Source organism: Microbacterium enclense, assembly GCF_004022425.1.
GTDB classification, from domain to species: domain Bacteria; phylum Actinomycetota; class Actinomycetes; order Actinomycetales; family Microbacteriaceae; genus Microbacterium; species Microbacterium enclense_A.
Window position 1 is genome coordinate 16884 of sequence record NZ_RBZY01000005.1, and the last position, 18756, is coordinate 35639.

Sequence of the window (18756 nt, forward strand, 5' to 3'; positions counted from 1 at the left end):
ACCCGGGCGAGGGATGCCACGCCTCGGCGCGCGGCATCCGGATCATGCTCAGGAGTAGACGTGCGGCGCGAGCACGGCGACGTCGCGCAGGTTGCGGTACTTCTCGGCGTAGTCGAGGCCGTAGCCGATGACGAAGTCGTTCGGGATGTCGAAGCCCACGTAGCGGCAGTCGACCTCGACCTTCATGGCGTCGGGCTTGCGCAGGAGCGCGAGGACCTCGACCGACTCGGCGCCGCGCGAGGCGAAGTTCTCGAGCAGCCAGCTGAGGGTCAGGCCCGAGTCGATGATGTCCTCGACGATCAGCACGTGCTTGCGGGTGATGTCGGTGTCGAGGTCCTTGCGGATCTGCACCACACCGCTGGAGCGCGTGCTCGCCCCGTACGAGGACACCGCCATCCAGTCCATCGTGACGTGCATCGGCAGGTGTCGGGCGAAGTCGGCCATGACCATGACCGCGCCCTTGAGCACACCGACCAGGACGACATCGCGTCCGGCGTAGTCGGCGGCCACCTGCGTGGCGAGTTCGGCGAGCTTGCCGTGGATCTGCTCCTCGGTGAGGAGGACTTCGCTGATGTCGTCGGAGATGTCGGCCGCGCGCATTGGGCAAGTCTACGCAGGCGTCGGGGTCGTCCCGACGGGCGAGACCGTGGGATGCGGCACAGGTGCCGCCCCCGCGGCGCCGGGCGCGGCCGACGGGGCGGCCGGGTCGGGCACCGACCACGTGCGGCGGGGCGGGAGGGTGCGGATCGAGGCGATGGCATCCAACCATCCGGCATAGCGCTCCTCGCGCTCGTCCTCGCTCATCCGCGGCTCGAACACGCGCTCGAGATGCCAGCGTTGGGCGATCTCGTCGCGTCGCCAGATCCCGGCGCCCGACCCGGCGAGGTGCCCGATACCGAGTGCCGTGCGCTCCAGACCCTGCGGGCGGGCGACCGGGATGCCGAGGATGTCGGCCTGGAACTGGCACAGCAGGTTGTTCCGCGTGGCTCCCCCGTCGACCTTCAGGAGGGGGATCGTGACGCCGTGACGCCGCAGGTTGTCGACGTTGTCGCGCGTCTGGAAGGCCATCGCCTCGATCCCGGCGCGGACGACGTGCGCGGCCGTGGACTCGAGTGTCAGCCCGACGATGCCGCCGCGGGCGTTGCGGTCCCAGTGCGGGTCGAACAGTCCCGCGAACGCCGGCACGAGGTACACGCCACCGCTGTCGGGCACGCTCTCGGCGAGTCGCTCGCTCGCGGCGGCCCCCGGCAGGATGCCGAGCCGGTCGCGCAGCCACTGGATCGTCTGCCCGCTGTGGAACACCACTCCCTCGGCCTCGTACGTGACGTCGTCGTCGAACCGCCACGCGACGCTGCTGCACATGCCGGGCAGGGTCCGCGGGCGGGAACCGACGTTGACGGTGAGCACGCCCGCGGTGCCGAAGGTGTTCTTGGCGCTGCCGGGCTCGAGGCACGCCTCGCCGTACAGGCCCGCCTGCTGGTCGCCGAGGACCGCCAGGATCGGCACCGACCGGTGCTCGGCCCCGGGGAGGATCCCCGGGGCCACGTCGCCGAACCACGCGTTGGAGGGGACGATCTCGGGGAGCAGGCTGATCGGGATGTCCAGGATGCCGCAGAACTCGTGGTCCCACTCGGCCCGGGCGAGCGACATCAGGCCCGTGCGGGACGCGGCCCCGGGCTCGGTGCGGTGAGCGGCGCCCCCGGTGAGGTTCCACAGCAGCCACGTCTCGGGGGTGCCGATGGCCAGCTCGCCGCGCTCGGCGCGCTCCCGGGCGCCCGGGACGTGCCGCAGGAGCCACGCGACCTTGGCCGCCGAGAAGAACGAGTCGTTGCGCACCCCGGTGCGGGAGCGGAACTCGTCGTCCAGACCGCGCGCCGACCACTCCCGGACGATGTCGTCGGTCTGCTTCGACATCCACATGATGGCGTTGTGGACGGGGGCGCCGGTGCGGCGGTCCCACATCACGATCGTCTCGCGGTGGGAGGTCACCCCCACCGCGCGCACCTCGGAGCCGTCCACCCGGGCGCGCGCGAGCGCCCCCAGGATCGCGGTGCGCGGCGCGTCCCACAGGTCGAACGGATCGAGCTCGACCCAGCCCTCGTGCGGGAAGATCGGGTCGATCTGCGACGACGCCTCTCCGACGACGGCGCCCTGCGCGTCGATGAGCACGGCGCGCGCGCTGCTGGAGCCCTCGTCCAGGGCCAGGACGTAACCCGAGGAGGTCGACACGGTCGCTCCGTCAGGCCGGCTGGGCCGCGCGGGCGGGGACACGGAGGTGGTCGAGCCAGCGGCGGTACCCGGCGATCTCGGCCGCGCGCCGATCGGCATCCCACCCCTGTTCGTCGGCCACGATGTCGGCCGCGCGCTCGAGACCGCGCACGCCGTGCTTCGGCTCGAAGGCGAGCAGGAGGCGACGGGCGAAGACGTCGGTGAGCGTCTCGGCGAACTCGGTGCGCATCGCGAAGACGAGCTCGGCCGCGATCGCCGGCGACTCGGGATCGAACCGCTCGGCGAGCGTCGGGCGCTCGCGGACCAGGTCGAGCACCCGTTCGGCGCGCGTGCCGTAGAGCGCCCACAGCCGCTCCGCGGTGTCGCGCTCGACGAGGCTCGTCGACAGCAGCGCCTTCTCGAACGCGCCGAGGTCGGCGGCCCGGGCACCGGGGAACGGCTGGTGCTTGCTCACGGGGCGCTTGAGTCCGGCGCGCAGCCGCTTGACCGCGGCATCCGTGGCGTCCTCCGCCAACTGGCGGTAGGTGGTGAGCTTCCCGCCGACGATCGAGAGCAGACCGGGGTGGCCGTCCTCGGCGTGGTCGCGGACGATGTGGCTGCGCGGCACCTTCCACTCGGGGACGTTCGGTGCGTACGGCAGCGGCCGCACCCCGCTGTAGGTGTAGAGGACATCGTCGACGGTGAGGTTCGCGCCCGGGACGAGGGCGTTGGTCTCGGTGAGCAGGTACTCGATCTCGTCGGCCTCGGCACGAGCCTCATCAGGATCGAGATCGAACTTCGTGTCGGTGCAGCCGATGAGGTAGCGGCCCATCCACGGGATGACCAGGACCAGACGGCCGTCGGTCTGCGACTCGTAGTAGACGACGTCGGAGGGGGCGCCGGGGAACGGGTCGACGATGATGTGACTCCCCTTGGCGCCGCCGATCAGACGCGGGGCGGGGATGCCGGGGAGGGAGGACGAGGCCGCGTCGCCCTGCAGGACGGCGTCGACCCAGGGACCGCCGGCGTTGATGGTCAGGCGGCCCGAGATGTCGGCGACCGAGCCGTCGGCGTGCTGGACCCTCACGCCGGTGACGCGCTTGCCGGTGCCGAGCAGGCCGATCGCGCGCGTGTGGAGGAACAGCCGCGCACCCGCGTCGACCGCGGCCACCGCGAGCTCGACGCACAGGCGCTCGGCGTATTCCAGCTGCCCGTCCGTGAAGAGGGCGGCGCCGCTCAGGCCGTCGCGTGCGGCACCGCGGAAGCGCTCGCGGACACCGGATGCCGAGAGCACGCGGTGCCACGCGACGCTCTTGTCGACCGAGAGCACGTCGTAGGCGAGCATGCCGAGGCGGATCATCCACGAGGGGCGGGTGTTGCGCGCGTAGAACGGCATGATGAGCCGCACCGGCTTGACCAGGTGCGGGGCGACCTTGAACAGCAGCTCTCGCTCGCGCAGCGACTCGCGCACGAGCCGGATGTCGCCGCGTTCGAGGTACCGCAGGCCGCCGTGGACCAGACGCCCGGACCACGCCGAGACCCCCGCGCAGACGTCCTCCTGCTCGACGAGGGCGACCGAGAGGCCGCGCTCGGCCGCGTCCCGGGCGATGCCCAGACCATTGATCCCGGCACCGATGACCACGATGTCGAACGTGGGGTGATCGACCTTGTCCACGACTGTCTCCCTTGACCGTGGTACACGTCTGAATAATCAGTCGCGTATTGAATGTGTTTCCACTATCGTAGCGCCCAGCCGTCGGGACGGGAAGCGCGGACCGGCTTTCGGGAACCGGTAGAGGGAGTCTCGCAGACACGCGCCGACGCGGGAACGGTGGAGAGGAGAGGTCGCCGATGACACCGCCACGCGATCCCCATGCCCTGCGCGCGATGACCCGCGTCGCCCACCTCTACCACCGACGCGGACTCGTGCAGACCGAGATCGCCGCCGAGATGGGACTGTCGCAGGCGGGCGTCTCGCGCCTGCTCACCGCGGCGGCCGATCGCGGCATCGTCCGCACGATCGTGGTGCCGCCCGCGGGATTCCACAGCGACCTCGAGCAGGCCATCGAGCAGCGTTTCGGCCTGCGGGAGGTGCACATCGTCTCGGCGGGGGCCCTCACGGGGGAACGTCGCGTCGAAGCGCTCGCCCGCGCCCTCGTGCAGATCCTCCAGCTCACCCGCATAGACCGACGCTCCATCGGTCTCACCTCGTGGAGCCGCACGCTGCAGCTCGCGGTGTCGGTCATGCCCGACTTCCCGCGCGCGACCGCGGCCCGCGTCGTCGAGGTCCTCGGCGACGTCGGGCGCCCCACGCTGCAGCACCGCGCCGCGCTCACCACCGAACGCTTCGCCCAGGCCACGGGCGGAGAGCCCCTGTTCCTCCGGGCCCCGGGCGTGGTCGCGACGCCGCGCATGCGCACCGCCCTGCTGGACGGCGACCCCCACGCGCGTCTCGCGCTGGATGCCATGGACCACCTCGACCTCGTGCTCACAGGCATCGGCGACGCCCACCCGACGCCGCCGCTCGTGGCGGGCGAGAACTTCTTCACCGACGAGCAGTTCGCCGCCGCGCGGGCGCAGGGGGCCGTCGGCGAGATCGGTCTGCGGTTCCTCGACGCCGACGGTTCGCCCGTGGCATCCGAGCTCGACGACCTCGTGCTCGGGATGGAGCTCGCCCAGCTCCGGCGGACCGAACGCCGCATCGCCGTCGCCGGCGGTGCGGCCAAACACGCCGCCGTCCTGGCGGCGGTGCGCGGCGGCTGGATCGACGTCCTGGTCACCGACGATCTGACCGCCCGCCACCTGGTGGACGCGCCACCGTCCGGGGGATGAGGACCGGCGTGCGCGGGCGCGCGGATGCGCCTCGCTCGGGGACACCGCGGTGGCCTGGCAGAGTAGGACTCCACGATCCTTACGGACAGGGGAGGCAGACGATGGCGCGCGATCCCAAAGAGCTCGAGCAGCTGCGCATGATGACGAAGGTCTCGCACCTCTATCACACGCGCGGAATCGTCCAGACGGAGATCGCGAAGACCCTCGGCATCTCGCAGGCCCGCGTCTCGCGTCTGCTCGCCGCCGCCGAAGAGGCCAACATCGTCCGCACGATCGTCGTCCCGCCGCCGGGACTCAACGCCGATCTCGAAGAGGGCGTGGAGCGCATGTTCGGCATGCGCGAGGTCCACGTCGTCGACGCGTCGGGCGAGACCGGCGAACAGTGCACCGAGACGCTCGGCGTCGCCCTCGCCGGGGTGTTCCAGGTGCTCCCGGTGGGCGACAAGATGATCGGTTTCACCTCGTGGAGCCGGTCGATGCGCCGCTTCGTCGAGAACCTCACGAGCTTCCCGCACTCCTCCGCCCGGGCCGTCGTCGAACTGCTGGGCGGCGTCGGACAGCCGACGATCCAGCACCAGGCCACCAACGCCACCGAGCGCCTCGCCTCACTCACCGACGCCGAGGCCCTGTTCCTGCGCGTCCCCGGCGTCGTCTCGACCCCCGACGTGCGCGAGGCGATCCTCGCGAACGATCCGCACGCCCGGCGCGCCCTCGCCGCGATGGACGAGCTCGACATCGCCCTGGTCGGCATCGGCAACGCCACGATCGTGCCTCCGCTCGTGGGAGGCGAGAACTTCTTCACGCAGGAGCAGTTCGACGACGTGCGCGCCCGCGGGGCCGTCGGCGAGATCAACCTCAACTTCATGGATGCCGACGGCCGCCCCGTGGCATCCCCCCTCGACGACCTCGTCATCGGCGTCGGACTCGATCAGCTGCGCCGCGCCGAACGACGCATCGGCGTCTCGGGCGGCGCCGACAAGCACGAGGCCCTGCTGGCCGCCGTGCGCGGCGGGTGGATCAACGTGCTCGTCACCGACGAGGAGTCGGCGCAGTACCTCCTCGCGCAGGGTCCCGCGCGCTGAGCGATCCACGCCTCGGCACCGGCGCAGCACGCCGGAAAGAGGCACGGATGCCGCGACCCCGACGACCGGGCCGCGGCATCCGCGCCGAGGGGTCGTGTCAGCCGAGCCGCGACACGACGCTCTTCACGAGCGGCCACACGCGGGCGACCGATCGGTGGTTGACCTTCTCGGCGGGCGAGTGCAGCGCGTGCAGCTCGGTCCCGATCGAGATGATGTCGGCGACGGGGACCCGCCGGCTGAACATGCCCAGCTCGAGCGAGCACTGCGAGACCTCGACCGAGGGCTCGGCGCCGAGGACGTCGCGGTACGCGGCCGAGGCCACGGCGAGGAGCTCGGAGTCGGGACGGTAGGGGAACTCGGGAGCGTCGAGGCCGTACATCTCGATGCGCGCCCCGCCGCCGGCGAGGTCGACGAGGGCCTTCACCCGGTCGAACAGCTCGTGCTTGCGCGAGGTGAGGGCCGAGGTGATCGTCGACATGAGCCGGAGCCCGTCGTCGGTCGGTCGGACCGTGCCGAGGTTGTTGGACGTCTCGACCCGGTCGGGTACGTGCAGGTTCCAGCGAACCACCCCGTGCGGGATGAGCAGCGTCACCGCCGCGAACCGCCGCGCGGCGACGGGCGAGAGCGACCGCTCGACCGCGGCGGTCTCGACGAGCTCGACCCGCACGTCGGGGTCGGCCAGGTCGTACTCGACCGCGAGGTCGCGCTGCAGATCGGCGACGACGGCCCGGACGGCCTCCTCGTCCCCGGGGAGCAGGCTGAGCACGGCCTCGGCATCCGCCGGGATGGCGTTGTTCTGCGCCCCGCCGACCACGTCCGAGACGCGGACGTCGCGCCCGTCGGTGACCGCCTGCACGGCACGCGCGAGGATCTGCAGCGCGTTGGCGCGCTCCAGCTGGATGTCGAACTCGCAGTGTCCGCCGCGCAGACCCCGCACCTGCAGGCGCAGCGCGCGCGAGTGCGAGGCGGGCACGGCCTGGAATTCGCCCGGCAGATCGACGGTGAAGGTCACGTCGCCGCTGCAGCCGGCGAGGATCTCCTGGTCGGTGATCCAGTTGAAGTCGATCATGCGACGCCCGCGCAGCTGCGAGGTGTCGAACTGGCCGGCACCGACCTTGCCCTTCTCCTCCATCGCGGTGAGCACGGCCTCCAGGGGCGGGTGCGGGAGGTCCTCGTCGGCGAGCAGCGCGAGGATGTACGAGACGCCGATGCCGTTGTCGGCACCGAGCGAGGTGCCGTCGGCGGTGATGAAGTCGCCGTCGACGAGCAGACGGATCGGCTCGGTGACGAAGTCGAACTCGACCCCCTCCGCCTTCTCGCACACCATGTCGAGGTGTCCGTGCAGGATGAGGGGCGCGGCATCCTCGAGACCGCCCTGTCCGGGCTTGCGCACCAGGACGCAGCTGACCTCGTCCTTGACGGCCTCCAGACCGCGGGAGCGGGCGAACTCGACGACCCAGTCGGCGACGGCGGACTCGTTGCCCGAGCCGCGTGGGATGCCCGCGAGGGACTCGAACCACCGCAGCACCTCCCGGGGCTCGAGGTCGTCCAGGACACCCGTGGTGGGCGGAACGGAAAGCGTGTCGGACATGGTTCTCCTCTCTGAGAACGGCGGGGCGATTTCGGGGATCGGCCGCGGGGTCACTTGACGATAGACCCGCGCGAGCGGGTCATGGTCAGGGCCACGACGGTGATGATCACGACGCCGTAGACCAGGCTCTGCGCCTGGGCGTCGATGCCGAGAGCGGCGGTGGCGATGGGGACGAGGGCGACGGTGAGCGCGCCGAAGACGACGCTGATGGGGTTTGTCGCCCCGCCCGAGATGGACGTGCCGCCCACGATCGCCGCGGCGATGGCGGGGAGCAGGAGGTCGCTGCCGAGCCCCGTCGGGGAGGCCGACCCGGCCTGGGCGATGATCGCGATGCTCGCCAGACCCGCGGTGAAGCCCGAGAGGCTGAAGGCGACGACCTTGATCGCCCGGGTGCGGACGGCCGAGAGGATGGCGCCGGACTCGTTCCGTCCGACCGCGGTCATGCCGATGCCGAGGCGGGTGAAGCGCAGGACGGCCCACAGGATGACCGCGACGACGACGCCCAGCCAGAACGTCAGCGGGATGCCGACGACGCCGGTCTGGTAGAGCGCGGCCACGCCCTCGCCGTTCGCCGTGACGTAGACGGTGGTGGCGCCGCTGGTGACGAGGGCCGCCGCCGAGTAGATGCCGAGCGTGCCCAGGGTGAGGGCGAACGACGGCACCTGGGCGAAGGCGACGAGCAGGCCGTTCAGCGCACCGCAGAGCGTCACGATCGCGAGCACGACCAGCGGGGCGACCGCGCCGAGCGGCGCGAGGAGCGTGGCGAGGAGGATCGCCCCGAGCAGCGCGATCGCCGCGTTGGACAGGTCGATGGAGCCGATGTGCAGCACCAGCGCCTGGCCGAGGGCGACCAGGAGGATGGGGGCGGCCGAGGCGGCGATGATCGTGAGTCCGCCACCGCCGAGGAACGCGGGGGTCAGGGCGGCGACGACGGCGAACATCACCACGAAGATCACGGGCGGACCGACGGTCTGCCAGACGCGCTGCGGACGCAGGCGCGAGCGCTTCGGGGTGGACTTCTCGTCGCGGACGGCCGAGCGGTCGGCGACGGTGGCGAAGGCGTTCACGGGATCACAGCATCCTTTCCAGCAGGTCGAGGGTGGACGGATCCTCCGTCACCAGGTCGTAGCGGGCCGCCGTCCGGCCGTCGCGCATCACGATGATGTCGTCGCCCATGTCGAGGGCCTCCTCGAGGGTGTCGGCGAGCAGGATCACGGCCGTGCCGTTCTCGCACGCCCGTCGGATCTGGGCGTTGACGATCTGCGCGGCGCCCGGGTCGAGCCCGCGCAGAGGGTGGTCGAGCACGAGGAGCTTGAGGTCGGAGGCGGTCAGCCACTTGGCCATGACGACCTTCTGCTGGTTGCCGCCCGAGAACCGCTCGAGCTCGAGCGAGATGTCGTTCGGCCGCACCTCGAGGGCGTCGAACCACTCCTGCGACGTGCGATTGCGGCGCCCCGGGCGCAGGATGCCACCGGCGGCGGCATCGCCCGGGTGCGTCAGCGTGAGGTTCTCGGCGGCGCTCAGGCCCCCGACCATCCCCTCCACGCGACGCTCGGCCGGGACGTACCCGACACCGGCCTTGACCGCGTGCGAGATGGTCCAATCCTTCACGGCAACGCCGTCGATGAGGATCTGCCCGCGATCGAAGACCTCGGCGCCGAACAGCGCGCGGGAGAGGGACTCGCGCCCCGAGCCGCTCGTGCCGACGATCGCGGTGAGACGCCCGGCGTGGACCTCGAACGACACGTCGTCGTATTCGCCGCGGCGGCCGAGACCGCGCACCTCCAGCACGGGGCGGTCATCGGCGCCGAGCGCCTGCCGTTCCCGCGCCTCGGCGTGGGCTTCGCGACCGACCATGAGCCGGAACAGCTCGGCCTCGGTGACGTCGGCCACCGGGCGGTCGGCGATGAGTTCGCCGTCGCGCATGACCAGGACGCGATCGCAGATGCGCATGACCTCGTCGAGCCGGTGCGAGACGAAGATCACGGACCCGACGTCGCGGAGCTTGCCGATCTCGCGCTCCAGGATGGCCGTCTCCGTGCGCTCGAGCACCGACGTCGGCTCGTCGAGGATGACGAGCGGCTGACCGCCCGCGCGGGTCTGCACCCGGATCGCGCGAGCGATCTCGACCATCTGACGGTCCACGAACGACAGGTCGCCGACCTTCGTGCGGGGGTCCAGCTGCGAGCCGATCTTGGCGAGGGTCTCGGCGGCATCCTTGTTCAGGCGCCCCCAGCGGTAGAAGCCGGCGCGACCCACCCCGCCCTTGCCGGGCTTGGTGTTCATCTCGACGTTCTCGGCGACCGTGAGGTTGGTGAAGAGCGACTGCTCCTGGTGCACGACGCCGACACCGGCGGCGATGGCATCCCGGGGTCCGCGGAACCGCACGGGGGCGCCGTTGACCTCGATCGTGCCCGCGTCGGGCTGGTGGATGCCGGTCATGATCTTCAGCAGCGTCGACTTGCCGGCGCCGTTCTCGCCGATCAGTCCGACCACCTGGCCGGGACCGATCTCGAGGGAGACGCCCTTGACGGCGGCGACGGCGCCGAAGGAGATCCGGATGTCGCGCAGGGCGATGACGGGGGTCTGCTCGGTCATTTCGCGATCCTCAGACGGTTGCGCTGCGACCAGGCAGCGGCGACGATCGCCACGACGAGGATGGCCCCCGACACGGCGGATTGGAAGCTCGGGCTGACGCCCGAGAGGATCAGCCCGTTGCTGAGGACGGTCAGGAGGAACACGCCCAGGACGGTGCGGAGGATGCCTCCGCGGCCGCCGCCCAGCGAGGTCCCGCCGATCACGACGGCCGGGATGACGAGGAAGAGGGTTCCGGCACCGACCGTGGCCGATCCGGCGCCGAGCTTCATCGTGGCGATGATGCCGGCCAGACCGCTGAGGAGCCCGGCGACGAGGAAGACCGCGGTCTTGATACGGGCGACGGGCATGCCGGCCGAGCGGGCGATGCCCTCGTTATCGCCGATCGCGAGGGTCAGGCGTCCGAAGCGGGTGTAGCGCAGCAGCAGCACGCCGAGGACGACGACGCCCACGGCCAGCCAGAAGCCGTTCGGGATGCCGGCCGTCGTCTGCGACGACCACGTCGACAGGGCGTCGTCGGTGAGCGTCGGGATCGACTCGGTGCCGAAGAGGATCGTGGCGACACCGAGGCCGACGTACCAGATGCCCAGGGTGACGATGAAGGAGGGCACCTTCAGCCGGGTGAAGATCACACCGCTGAGCCACCCCAGGGCCGCGCCCACGGCGAGCGCGATGATCCACGCGAGCGGACCGAGGTCGGGGCCGCCGCGGGTGTTCGCCGACAACAGGATCCACGCCATGCCGGCGGCGCCCATGACGCCCTCGACCGACAGGTCGATGGATCCGAGCAGGATCACCAGCGTCGCGCCCACCCCCACGATGAGGGGGACCGTGGCCTGGTCGAGGATGTTCTGGAGGTTGCTCACGCTGGCGAACCGGGGGTTCAGCAGCGAGAAGACGATGACGAGCACGACCATCGCGCCCACGAGGGCGACGGGCTCGGCCCATCCGGAGAAACGGGTGCGACGCGCGATGTGATGCTCTCGGGTGCGGATCGCGGTGGTGTCGGCCACGGGGGGCCGCTCGGTGGTGTTCGTCATGATCGACTCCGTCGTCGTGGGAGTGAGGGGTGGAGCGTCCCCCGGCCGCGTGCGGCCGGGGGACGCGGGCCGTCAGTTGGACGGGAGGACCTCCGGGCCGCCGCCGATGAGCTTCATCGGCTCGGTGTCCCAGGGGCCGTTCTCGATGAGCGAGTCGACGAACTTCTCCGGACCGTCCGCGGCGTCGTAGCCGAGGTAGTCCTTGAGCGTGTCGGGGGTGACGCAGCTCAGCTCGAAGAGGCTGTCGCGCTTCTCCTGCGGGAGCTCCGACGGCTTGATCTCGCCGATGGCGGCGAGGTAAGCGGTGTAGAGCCCGACGGCCGAGGCCATGTACCCGCGGTGGAACGTCTCGCCGACGATGGCGTTGTTGCCCTCACCGGACTGCATCGACGCGATCGTGTCGGGGTAGAGGCCGTCCGAGGCGAACTTCGTGGTGTCCAGGAGTCCGGCATCCTTGAACGCCTTCATCGACCCGGTCTGCATCGCGTCGTCGGCGCTCCACACGCCGTCGATGGTGTCGCCGTACTTGGCGATGAGGTCCTGCGAGTTCTTGTAGCCGAGCTGCGGATCCCAGTTGGAGGGGCGCTCCTCGAGGATCTTGATGTTCGGGTACTTCTCGGCCATCTGCGCCTTGAAGCCCGCGACGCGCGTCTGGCTGGTGGTGCTGTCCTGCACGCCCGGGAGCATGATGACGTTGCCCTGCCCGTCGAGGGACTCGCCGAGCGCGTCGGCGTTGCACTTGCCGGACTCGACGCCCGGGATCTTCTGGAAGGCGACGAAGTTGTCGCCGACCTGGGCCGGGTCGAGGTTGTCGGGCTTGTTCCACCAGATGGTCACGTATCCGCCGGCCGCCTTGACCGCGTTCACGATCGTCGGGGCGTCGGAGCTGGCGACGGTGTTGACGAAGAGCACGACCTTCTTGCCCTTGGCGAGGATCGCCTGGATCTTCGAGATCTCCGTCTGCGAGGAGCCGTTGGAGTCGACGATCTCGAGCGGGATGTCGAGCTTCTTCGACAGCGCCTCGGCGCCGGCGATGTTGGAGGCCATGTAGGGGTTGGTGGTGTTGATGACGGATGCCACCAGCACGAGGTCCTCCTTCTTCAGCGGCTGCGCGGCGCCACCGGTGGCGCCGGCGGTCGAGGTGCATCCGGTGAGGACGAGGGCGGCGGCGGCCGACAGGGCCAGGCCACGGAGGATCCGTGTGCGGGAACGGGTGCTGATCATTTCGACTCCTTCGTCGAGTGCGCCGGCGGAGCGGTCGCGAGGTGGGGTGGGAACCGGCCGGTGGGGTGGACCGTGAGCCGGGGTCGGCAGGACGAGAGCGGGGATCAGCCCGCCGGTCGCAGGGTGCGGAAGAACGTGCGGACGTCGTCGACGTAGATCTCGGGGACCTCGAGCGGAGCGAAGTGCCCGCCCTCGTCGTGGACGCGGTACTGCTGGAGGTTGAAGTAGGCGTCGGTCCAGGTGCGCGGGGGCTTGTAGATCTCGCCGGGGAAGATCGAGACGGCGGTGGGGACGCCGACGACCGGGGTGCGGTCGTGCGACGGGGTCCAGGGGTTTCCGCGGCACTCCCAGTAGTAGCGCGACGACGTTCCGCCGGTGCCCGTGAGGAAGTACACGGCGGCCGTGGTGACGAGGTCCTCCTTGGGCCAGACGCGTTCGAATGCCTCCGTGCCCTCGCCGCGCTCGGCGAGGCCCCAGAAGTAGCGCTTCTCGGTGATCCACGCCAACTGCGCCGCCGGGGAGTCGACCACGAGGGCCGCGAGCGTCTGGGGCTTGGTCAACTGGATCTCGCCGTACCCGCTCTCGCGCTCGACGAAGAGCTTGCCGCGCTCGAACCAGCCTTCCTCGCCCGCGCCGTACTCGGAGGCGGCGGGGAGGCCGAGCGCCGGGTCGTACTCGACGTGCGTCGGCTGGTCGGGGTGCTCGGGCAGGTAGTGCGAGAGCTGCGCGGGGAAGTGCGTGTAGACGCCGATGACGTCGTCCTCGTACTTGTGCCCGTGCTGCTGGGCGATGAGGGCGCCCCAGTCGCCGCCGGCGGTGGCGTAGCGCTCGTACCCGAGCACGTCCGTCATGAGCGTGTTCTCGAGGTCGGCGGTGCGCCAGAAGTTCCAGCCCGGCTCGCGCAGCGGCGACGAGAATCCGTAGCCGGGGAGCGAGATCAGCACGACATCGAAGCTGTCGGCCGGGTCGCCGCCGAACTTCGCGGGGTCGGTGAGGGGCTCGATGACCTTGCGGACGTCCCAGAAGGTCCAGGGCCAGCCGTGGTGCAGGAGCAGCGGCATCGGGTTCGGACCCTTGCCCTTGACATGGATGAAGTGCAGCGGCACGCCCATCAGGTCGACCCGGAAGTGCGGGAGCTCGTTCATGCGGCGCTCCACGTCGCGCCAGTCGTACTCGTTGATCCAGTAGTCGACCAGCGTGCGGTGGTAGGCGGTGTTGTAGCCGTAGCGCCAGTCGTCGTTGGCGAAGTCGTCCGCGAAGCGCGTGCGCTTCAGGCGCTCCATCATGTCGTCCAGATCGTCCTGGGGGATGTCGATCCGGAAGGGCCGGACGTCGTAGCTGTCGGACACCGTGAACCTCCTCGTTCTCGGTCGGGGACCTGTTGTACTAACTATTCATCTTGCGATTGGCTATACGTTAGGCCTCCCGGGCGCCCCTGTCAACGGGTGATTCCGCCCCGGAATTCCGCGGCGCCGGCCGCTCCCCGAGAGGTCACGAAGAGGTCGCGATCCGGTCGCCGGAGAGCGCGGCGAGCGCCTCGGCGGCATCCGGGATCAGGTCGTGCAGGCGCACGCGTCGAGCGTCCGCGCCGGCGAAGAACGCCGTCACGTCGGCGCGGACGACCGCCTCCGTCACGGCGGTCTCGTCCGCGAGCGACCCGGCGGTCGCGGGATCCCACGGGAGGTCCAGGATGCCGTTGACCCGGTCGAGCAGCCGCCGGGCGTCGGGGGTCACGCGCAGCGGCAGGCTCGCGGTGAACAGGCGGGCACCGCGGACCACGCGCTGCGCGGTGCCCACGAGCTTCACGCGGCCTCCGGCGTTGACCGACCAGTCCCCCGGGCAGTACTCCCCCGGGACGGGACCGAGGCGCGCGTCGACGCCCCAGCGCCGGGCGAGCCCGACGAACTGCTCTCCGCGCGCGCGGAAGATCTCGGCATCCGCGCCGCGCTTCTTCTCGGGGTGGATGACGTCGATGACGAGCCAGTCCGCGTCCAGCACGACGGCCCGGCCGCCCGCGGGGCGCACGATGGGCAGGTAGCCCGCCGCGCGCGCGGCCGCGGCCGCCTCGGAGAAGCGGGGATGCAGGCTCTCGCGACGACTGAACGCCACCGTGGGCTCCGGGGAGAAGACCCGGACCACCGCGGGCCCGGCGTCGGCGGCGACGCGGTGCAGGAGCAGCAACGACGTGAGCACCTCGCGCGCGGGGTCGCGGCCCGGGACCCCCGGGGAGTCGTCGTCGACCAGCAGACGCACGCCCCCCGCGTCCGCGGGCGACGGTCCCCCGTCCCCGCGGACGCGGGCGGTCACGTCGCGGGGCTTTCCAGCTCAGCGCGCAGGACCCCGAGGAACCGCGCGGCGGTCGCCCCGTCGAGGGCGCGGTGGTCGGCGGTGAGGGTGAACTCCGCGGTCGGCACCCACAGCCCGGCATCCTCCCGGTGGACGTACCGCGGAACGGTCGCGCCGACGGCGAGGATAGCCGCCTGGGGGACGTTGAGGATCGCGTCGAAGCGCGTGACGCCCATCATCCCGAGGTTCGACACGGTGAAGGTGCCTCCGGTGATGTCGTCGCGGGTGAGCGCCCCCTCGCGCGCGCGCGAGACGACGTCGGCGCGGGCACGCGCGATGTCGGGCAGCTCGGCCGCGCCGATGTCGTGCACGACGGGGACGACCAGCCCCTTGGGACTGTCGACGGCGACACCGACGTTGGCGCGGTCGAATCGGGTGACGCTGTCGTCCCCGACGTGGACGTTCACCTCGGGGACGGCCACGAGGGCGCGCGCGCTGGCCTGCAGGATTGCGTCGGTCACCGTGGCACCGGGGGCGCGCTCGCGGGTGCGCAGAGCCGCCGTCATGTCGATCTCCACGGTGACGTGGAACACCGGGGCCGCCCACGCCTGGACCATCCGTCGCGCGGCGGTCCGCCGCAGGCCCGTCAGCGGCTCGACGCGCCCCTCCTCGACCACGGTGCTCACACGAGCACCGCCGATGCGTCGCGGGGAGCCGAACCGCGGTCGGCGCAGCCGTACTCGCGCATCTTCTGCACGGTCGCCTCGATCATGCGCTCGCGCCCCTCGGAGACGGCCTCCTCGAACTGCCGGTCGCCGCGCGACCACACCTCTTCGATGCCGCGTCGGAAGGCGTGCCGCAGGTCGGTGTCGGCGTTGAGCTTGTGCACTCCCGCCTCGATCGCCGCGTGCAGCTGGTCGGCCGGCACACCGGACGCGCCGTGCAGGACGAGCGGGATGCCGACGGCGTCGCGGATCGCGCGGATGCGTTCGATGTCGAGGGGACGCGGCTCGATGCCCGTGACCCCGTGCATCACACCGGCCGAGATCGCCAGCAGGTCGACCCCGGTCTCGGCGACGAAGCGCTCGGCCTCGTCGACGCGGGTGTAGTACTCCTCCCACGGGATGTCGTCGGCGGCATCCGGGATCCGACCCAGCTCGGCCTCGACCGGGATGCCGAACGCGTGGGCCACGCGGACGACCTCGGCGGTGACGCGGATGTTCTCCTCGAAGTCGAGGTGCGCCCCGTCGAACATGATCGAGTCGAATCCGAGGCGGATGGCCTCGAACACCTCGTCGTACGTGCCGTGATCGAGATGGATCGGCGCCTGGAGGCCCGAGGCGTCGAGTTCGCGTCGCGTCATCTCGTACGCCGCCCGCAGCCCCATGTGCGGGACGATCGCGCGCCCCACCTGGAGGAACACCGGCGCGTCCGCGCGCTCGGCGGCACGGATCAGGGCCTGCGTGGTCTCGGGATTGTGCATGTTGAACGCGCCGACGGCGTATCCGCCGGCCTGCGCGGCGGTGATGAGACCCAGCGGGTCGACTCCGGTCATGATGTGCCCTTTCTCTGTCGCCGGGCTCCTTTGCCCGGCGGATCGTGCGATGGCCTAGTCCGTCTCGATGACGGCGACGACGGCGCGGACCTCCACGACGTCGCCCTCCTCGACGAGGAGCTCGGTGAGGGTTCCGGTGGCGGGGGCCTCGAGGGTCTCCTCGACCTTCTCGGCCTCGACGTCGGCGAGCGGCTCGTCCTCGGCGACGCGGTCGCCGACCTTCTTGTGCCACTGGACGATCGAGCCTTCGCTCATGCCCATGCCCCACTGCGGGAGCAGAACCTCTACACGTGCCATGTCGTTCTCCTTCTGTCGTCTCTCACTCGGCGCCGGCGGTCGCCAGCGCGGGGGCGGTCAGGCCGGCGACGCGCCGGACGGCGGCGGCGATCCCGTCCTTGCTCGGGTACATCTGCTTCTCCAGCGCGGGGCTGAAGGGGATCTGCATGTCGGGGGCGGTGAGGCGCACGATCGGCGCCTTGAGCGCGTCGAAGACCTCTTCGCTGACGAGCGCGCTGATCTCCGCCGCCGCGCCGCACGTGCGGTGCGCGGGCTCGGCGATCACCAGGCGACCGGTCTTGGCGACCGAGCGGAGGATCGCGTCGCGGTCCAGCGGCACGAGGGTGCGCGGGTCGATGACCTCCGCCGACACCCCCTCCGCCGCGAGCTCCTCCGCGGCGGCGACGGCTTCGGGGACTGAGCTCGAGATCGCCACGATCGTGACGTCCGTGCCCTCGCGGACCGTGCGGGCGACGCCGAACGGCACCCAGAAGGGCTCGTCCTCGACCTCGCCCTTGGCGCCCCACAGGATGCACGCCTCGAAGGTGAGCACGGGGTCGTCCATGTCGATCGCAGTGCGGAGCAGCCCCTTGGCGTCCGCCGGCGACGAGGGCACCATGATCTTCAGGCCCGGGACGTTCATGAACATCGGGTACGGGCGGTCCGAGTGGTGGGCGCCGGTGTTGAGGCCGTAGAACATCGCCGAGCGGAAGACCACCGGCATCGAGGCCTGTCCGCCGAACATGTAGCGGTTCTTCGCGACCTGGTTCACGAGCTGGTCCATCGCCATGTAGAGGAAGCTCGAGTACGACAGGTCGACGATGGGCCGCAGGCCCGTCATCGCGGCGCCCGCGGCGGCACCGACGATGCCCTCCTCCGAGATGGGGGTGTTGCGGATGCGGCTGCGGCCGTACATCTGCACGAAGTCGCCGGTCTCGCGGCGGGTCTTGCCGCCGCCGGTGGTGCCGTAGACGTTCGCCTCGACGTCCTCGCCGATGATGACGACGCGCTCGTCGGCATCCATCGCCTCGCGCTGGGCGGCGCCGATCGCGCCGAGGAAGCTCATCACGCTCATGCTGCGTACTCCGAGTCGGTGTAGAGGTCGTCGAAGGCGACCGAGGGGTCAGGGAAGGGGCTGTTCTCGGCGAACGCGACGGCGGCGTCGACCTCGGCGAGGATCTCCTGCTCGAGCGCGTCCATCCGCTCGGCGGTGAGGCCGTGCTCAGCGATCAGTCGCTCCCGGAAGAGCACGAGGGGGTCCTTCTTGAGCCACGCCTCGCGCTCGTCGACGGGCCGGTAGTCCGTGCCGAGTCGCAGGCCCTCGGAGTGCTCGTTGTACCGGTAGGTGACGACCTCGATGAGGGTGGGGCCCTCGCCGGCGCGGGCACGGGTGACGGCGGCCGACACGGCCTCGTACACCGCGAGCACGTCCTGCCCCTCCTCGACCCGGATGCCGGGGATGCCGAATCCGGCGGCGCGCTCGGCGATGACGCCGGACGTGACCGTGTGCGCCGGGGTGGAGAGCGCGTACTGGTTGTTCTCGCAGAGGAAGATCACCGGCAGGTTCCAGACGCCGGACATGTTCATGGATTCGTACAGGACGCCCTGGTTGGCGGCTCCGTCGCCGAAGAACGCCAGCGCGACGCTGTCGCGGCCGAGCACCTGCGACGACAGCGCGGCGCCCATCGCGATCGGGATCGAGGAGCCGACGATGCCGGACTCGCCGAGGCTGCCGACGGCGAAGTCGGCGAGGTGGAGCGATCCGCCCTTGCCCTTGCAGACGCCGTCGGCCTTGCCCTGCAGCTCGGCCATGAGAGGCCCGAGGGGCGACCCCTTGCCGATCGGGTGTCCGTGGCTGCGGTGGTTGCCGGTCATGTAGTCGCCGTCGCGGAGCGCCATCGTAGCCCCCACGACCTGCGCCTCCTGGCCGATCGAGGTGTGCACGGTGCCCGGGATGTGGCCGCGCTTGACCATCTTCGACGCGCGCTCGTCGAAGCCGCGGATGCGCAGCATGCGCCGCTGCATCTCGAGCAGGAATTCCTCGTCCATCGCTGACCTCTCCGTCAT

At 71.0% G+C, this 18756-nt stretch carries 17 protein-coding genes; 2 read left to right on the forward strand and 15 right to left on the reverse strand.

From position 1 onward, the window contains the following. Window positions 1-48: 48 nt before the first annotated feature. From hpt to D8Y23_RS02135, 3 genes are read right to left on the reverse strand one after another with little or no spacing between them, the layout of a single operon-like run. Window positions 49-600, reverse strand: coding sequence for a hypoxanthine phosphoribosyltransferase (gene hpt / locus D8Y23_RS02125; RefSeq protein WP_128216526.1), 552 nt, complete (start codon window positions 598-600; stop codon window positions 49-51). A 9-nt stretch (window positions 601-609) separates the two neighbouring features. Then, on the reverse strand, window positions 610-2229 hold the full coding sequence (locus D8Y23_RS02130; RefSeq protein ID WP_164878107.1) for an FGGY family carbohydrate kinase: 1620 nt from the start codon (window positions 2227-2229) through the stop codon (window positions 610-612). A gap of 10 nt (window positions 2230-2239) precedes the next feature. Then, a complete protein-coding gene (locus D8Y23_RS02135) occupies window positions 2240-3883 on the reverse strand; it encodes a glycerol-3-phosphate dehydrogenase/oxidase (RefSeq protein ID WP_128216528.1) in 1644 nt (547 codons plus the stop codon). A gap of 212 nt (window positions 3884-4095) precedes the next feature. Between D8Y23_RS02135 and D8Y23_RS02140 the strand changes: the two genes are divergently transcribed. Beyond that, window positions 4096-5040 carry a sugar-binding transcriptional regulator gene (locus D8Y23_RS02140; RefSeq protein WP_164878108.1) on the forward strand — a complete coding sequence of 315 codons (945 nt, stop codon included), beginning with the start codon at window positions 4096-4098 and terminating at the stop codon, window positions 5038-5040. Window positions 5041-5141: 101 nt separating this feature from the next. Beyond that, window positions 5142-6122 carry a sugar-binding transcriptional regulator gene (locus tag D8Y23_RS02145; RefSeq protein ID WP_164878109.1) on the forward strand — a complete coding sequence of 327 codons (981 nt, stop codon included), beginning with the start codon at window positions 5142-5144 and terminating at the stop codon, window positions 6120-6122. Between the two features lie 97 nt (window positions 6123-6219). Here D8Y23_RS02145 and pepD read toward each other — a convergent pair whose 3' ends face one another. From pepD to D8Y23_RS02205, 12 genes are all read right to left on the reverse strand, one after another. Then, window positions 6220-7713, reverse strand: coding sequence for a beta-Ala-His dipeptidase (gene pepD, locus D8Y23_RS02150; RefSeq protein ID WP_128216531.1), 1494 nt, complete (start codon window positions 7711-7713; stop codon window positions 6220-6222). 50 nt (window positions 7714-7763) lie between these two features. Next, a complete protein-coding gene (locus tag D8Y23_RS02155; protein ID WP_128216532.1) occupies window positions 7764-8780 on the reverse strand; it encodes an ABC transporter permease in 1017 nt (338 codons plus the stop codon). 4 nt (window positions 8781-8784) lie between these two features. Then, window positions 8785-10311: a sugar ABC transporter ATP-binding protein gene (locus tag D8Y23_RS02160; RefSeq protein ID WP_128216533.1), complete on the reverse strand. Its 1527-nt coding sequence runs from the start codon at window positions 10309-10311 to the stop codon at window positions 8785-8787. Further along, window positions 10308-11348, reverse strand: coding sequence for an ABC transporter permease (locus D8Y23_RS02165; protein WP_128216534.1), 1041 nt, complete (start codon window positions 11346-11348; stop codon window positions 10308-10310). The genes D8Y23_RS02160 and D8Y23_RS02165 overlap by 4 nt, the downstream gene beginning before the upstream one ends. Window positions 11349-11420: 72 nt before the next feature. After that, the gene (locus D8Y23_RS02170) at window positions 11421-12572 is read right to left on the reverse strand and encodes a sugar ABC transporter substrate-binding protein (protein ID WP_128216535.1); all 1152 of its coding nucleotides are present in this window, start codon (window positions 12570-12572) and stop codon (window positions 11421-11423) included. 104 nt (window positions 12573-12676) lie between these two features. Beyond that, entirely contained in the window at window positions 12677-13921 is a 1245-nt protein-coding gene (locus D8Y23_RS02175) for an epoxide hydrolase family protein (protein ID WP_205796738.1), read from the reverse strand. Between the two features lie 142 nt (window positions 13922-14063). Further along, entirely contained in the window at window positions 14064-14879 is an 816-nt protein-coding gene (locus D8Y23_RS02180) for a lipoyl protein ligase domain-containing protein (protein ID WP_128216536.1), read from the reverse strand. Further along, window positions 14876-15544, reverse strand: a complete 669-nt coding sequence (locus D8Y23_RS02185) for a 2-oxo acid dehydrogenase subunit E2 (RefSeq protein ID WP_128216537.1) — start codon at window positions 15542-15544, stop codon at window positions 14876-14878. The genes D8Y23_RS02180 and D8Y23_RS02185 overlap by 4 nt, the downstream gene beginning before the upstream one ends. Next, window positions 15541-16413, reverse strand: a complete 873-nt coding sequence (locus D8Y23_RS02190; protein ID WP_128216538.1) for a class II fructose-bisphosphate aldolase — start codon at window positions 16411-16413, stop codon at window positions 15541-15543. The genes D8Y23_RS02185 and D8Y23_RS02190 overlap by 4 nt, the downstream gene beginning before the upstream one ends. A gap of 54 nt (window positions 16414-16467) precedes the next feature. After that, a complete protein-coding gene (locus D8Y23_RS02195; RefSeq protein ID WP_128216539.1) occupies window positions 16468-16710 on the reverse strand; it encodes a biotin/lipoyl-containing protein in 243 nt (80 codons plus the stop codon). 22 nt (window positions 16711-16732) lie between these two features. Next, complete coding sequence (locus D8Y23_RS02200; RefSeq protein WP_128216540.1) at window positions 16733-17764, reverse strand: alpha-ketoacid dehydrogenase subunit beta; 1032 nt, start codon at window positions 17762-17764, stop codon at window positions 16733-16735. After that, window positions 17761-18756, reverse strand: a complete 996-nt coding sequence (locus D8Y23_RS02205) for a thiamine pyrophosphate-dependent dehydrogenase E1 component subunit alpha (protein WP_205796742.1) — start codon at window positions 18754-18756, stop codon at window positions 17761-17763. Before D8Y23_RS02205 ends, D8Y23_RS02200 begins: the two co-directional genes overlap by 4 nt.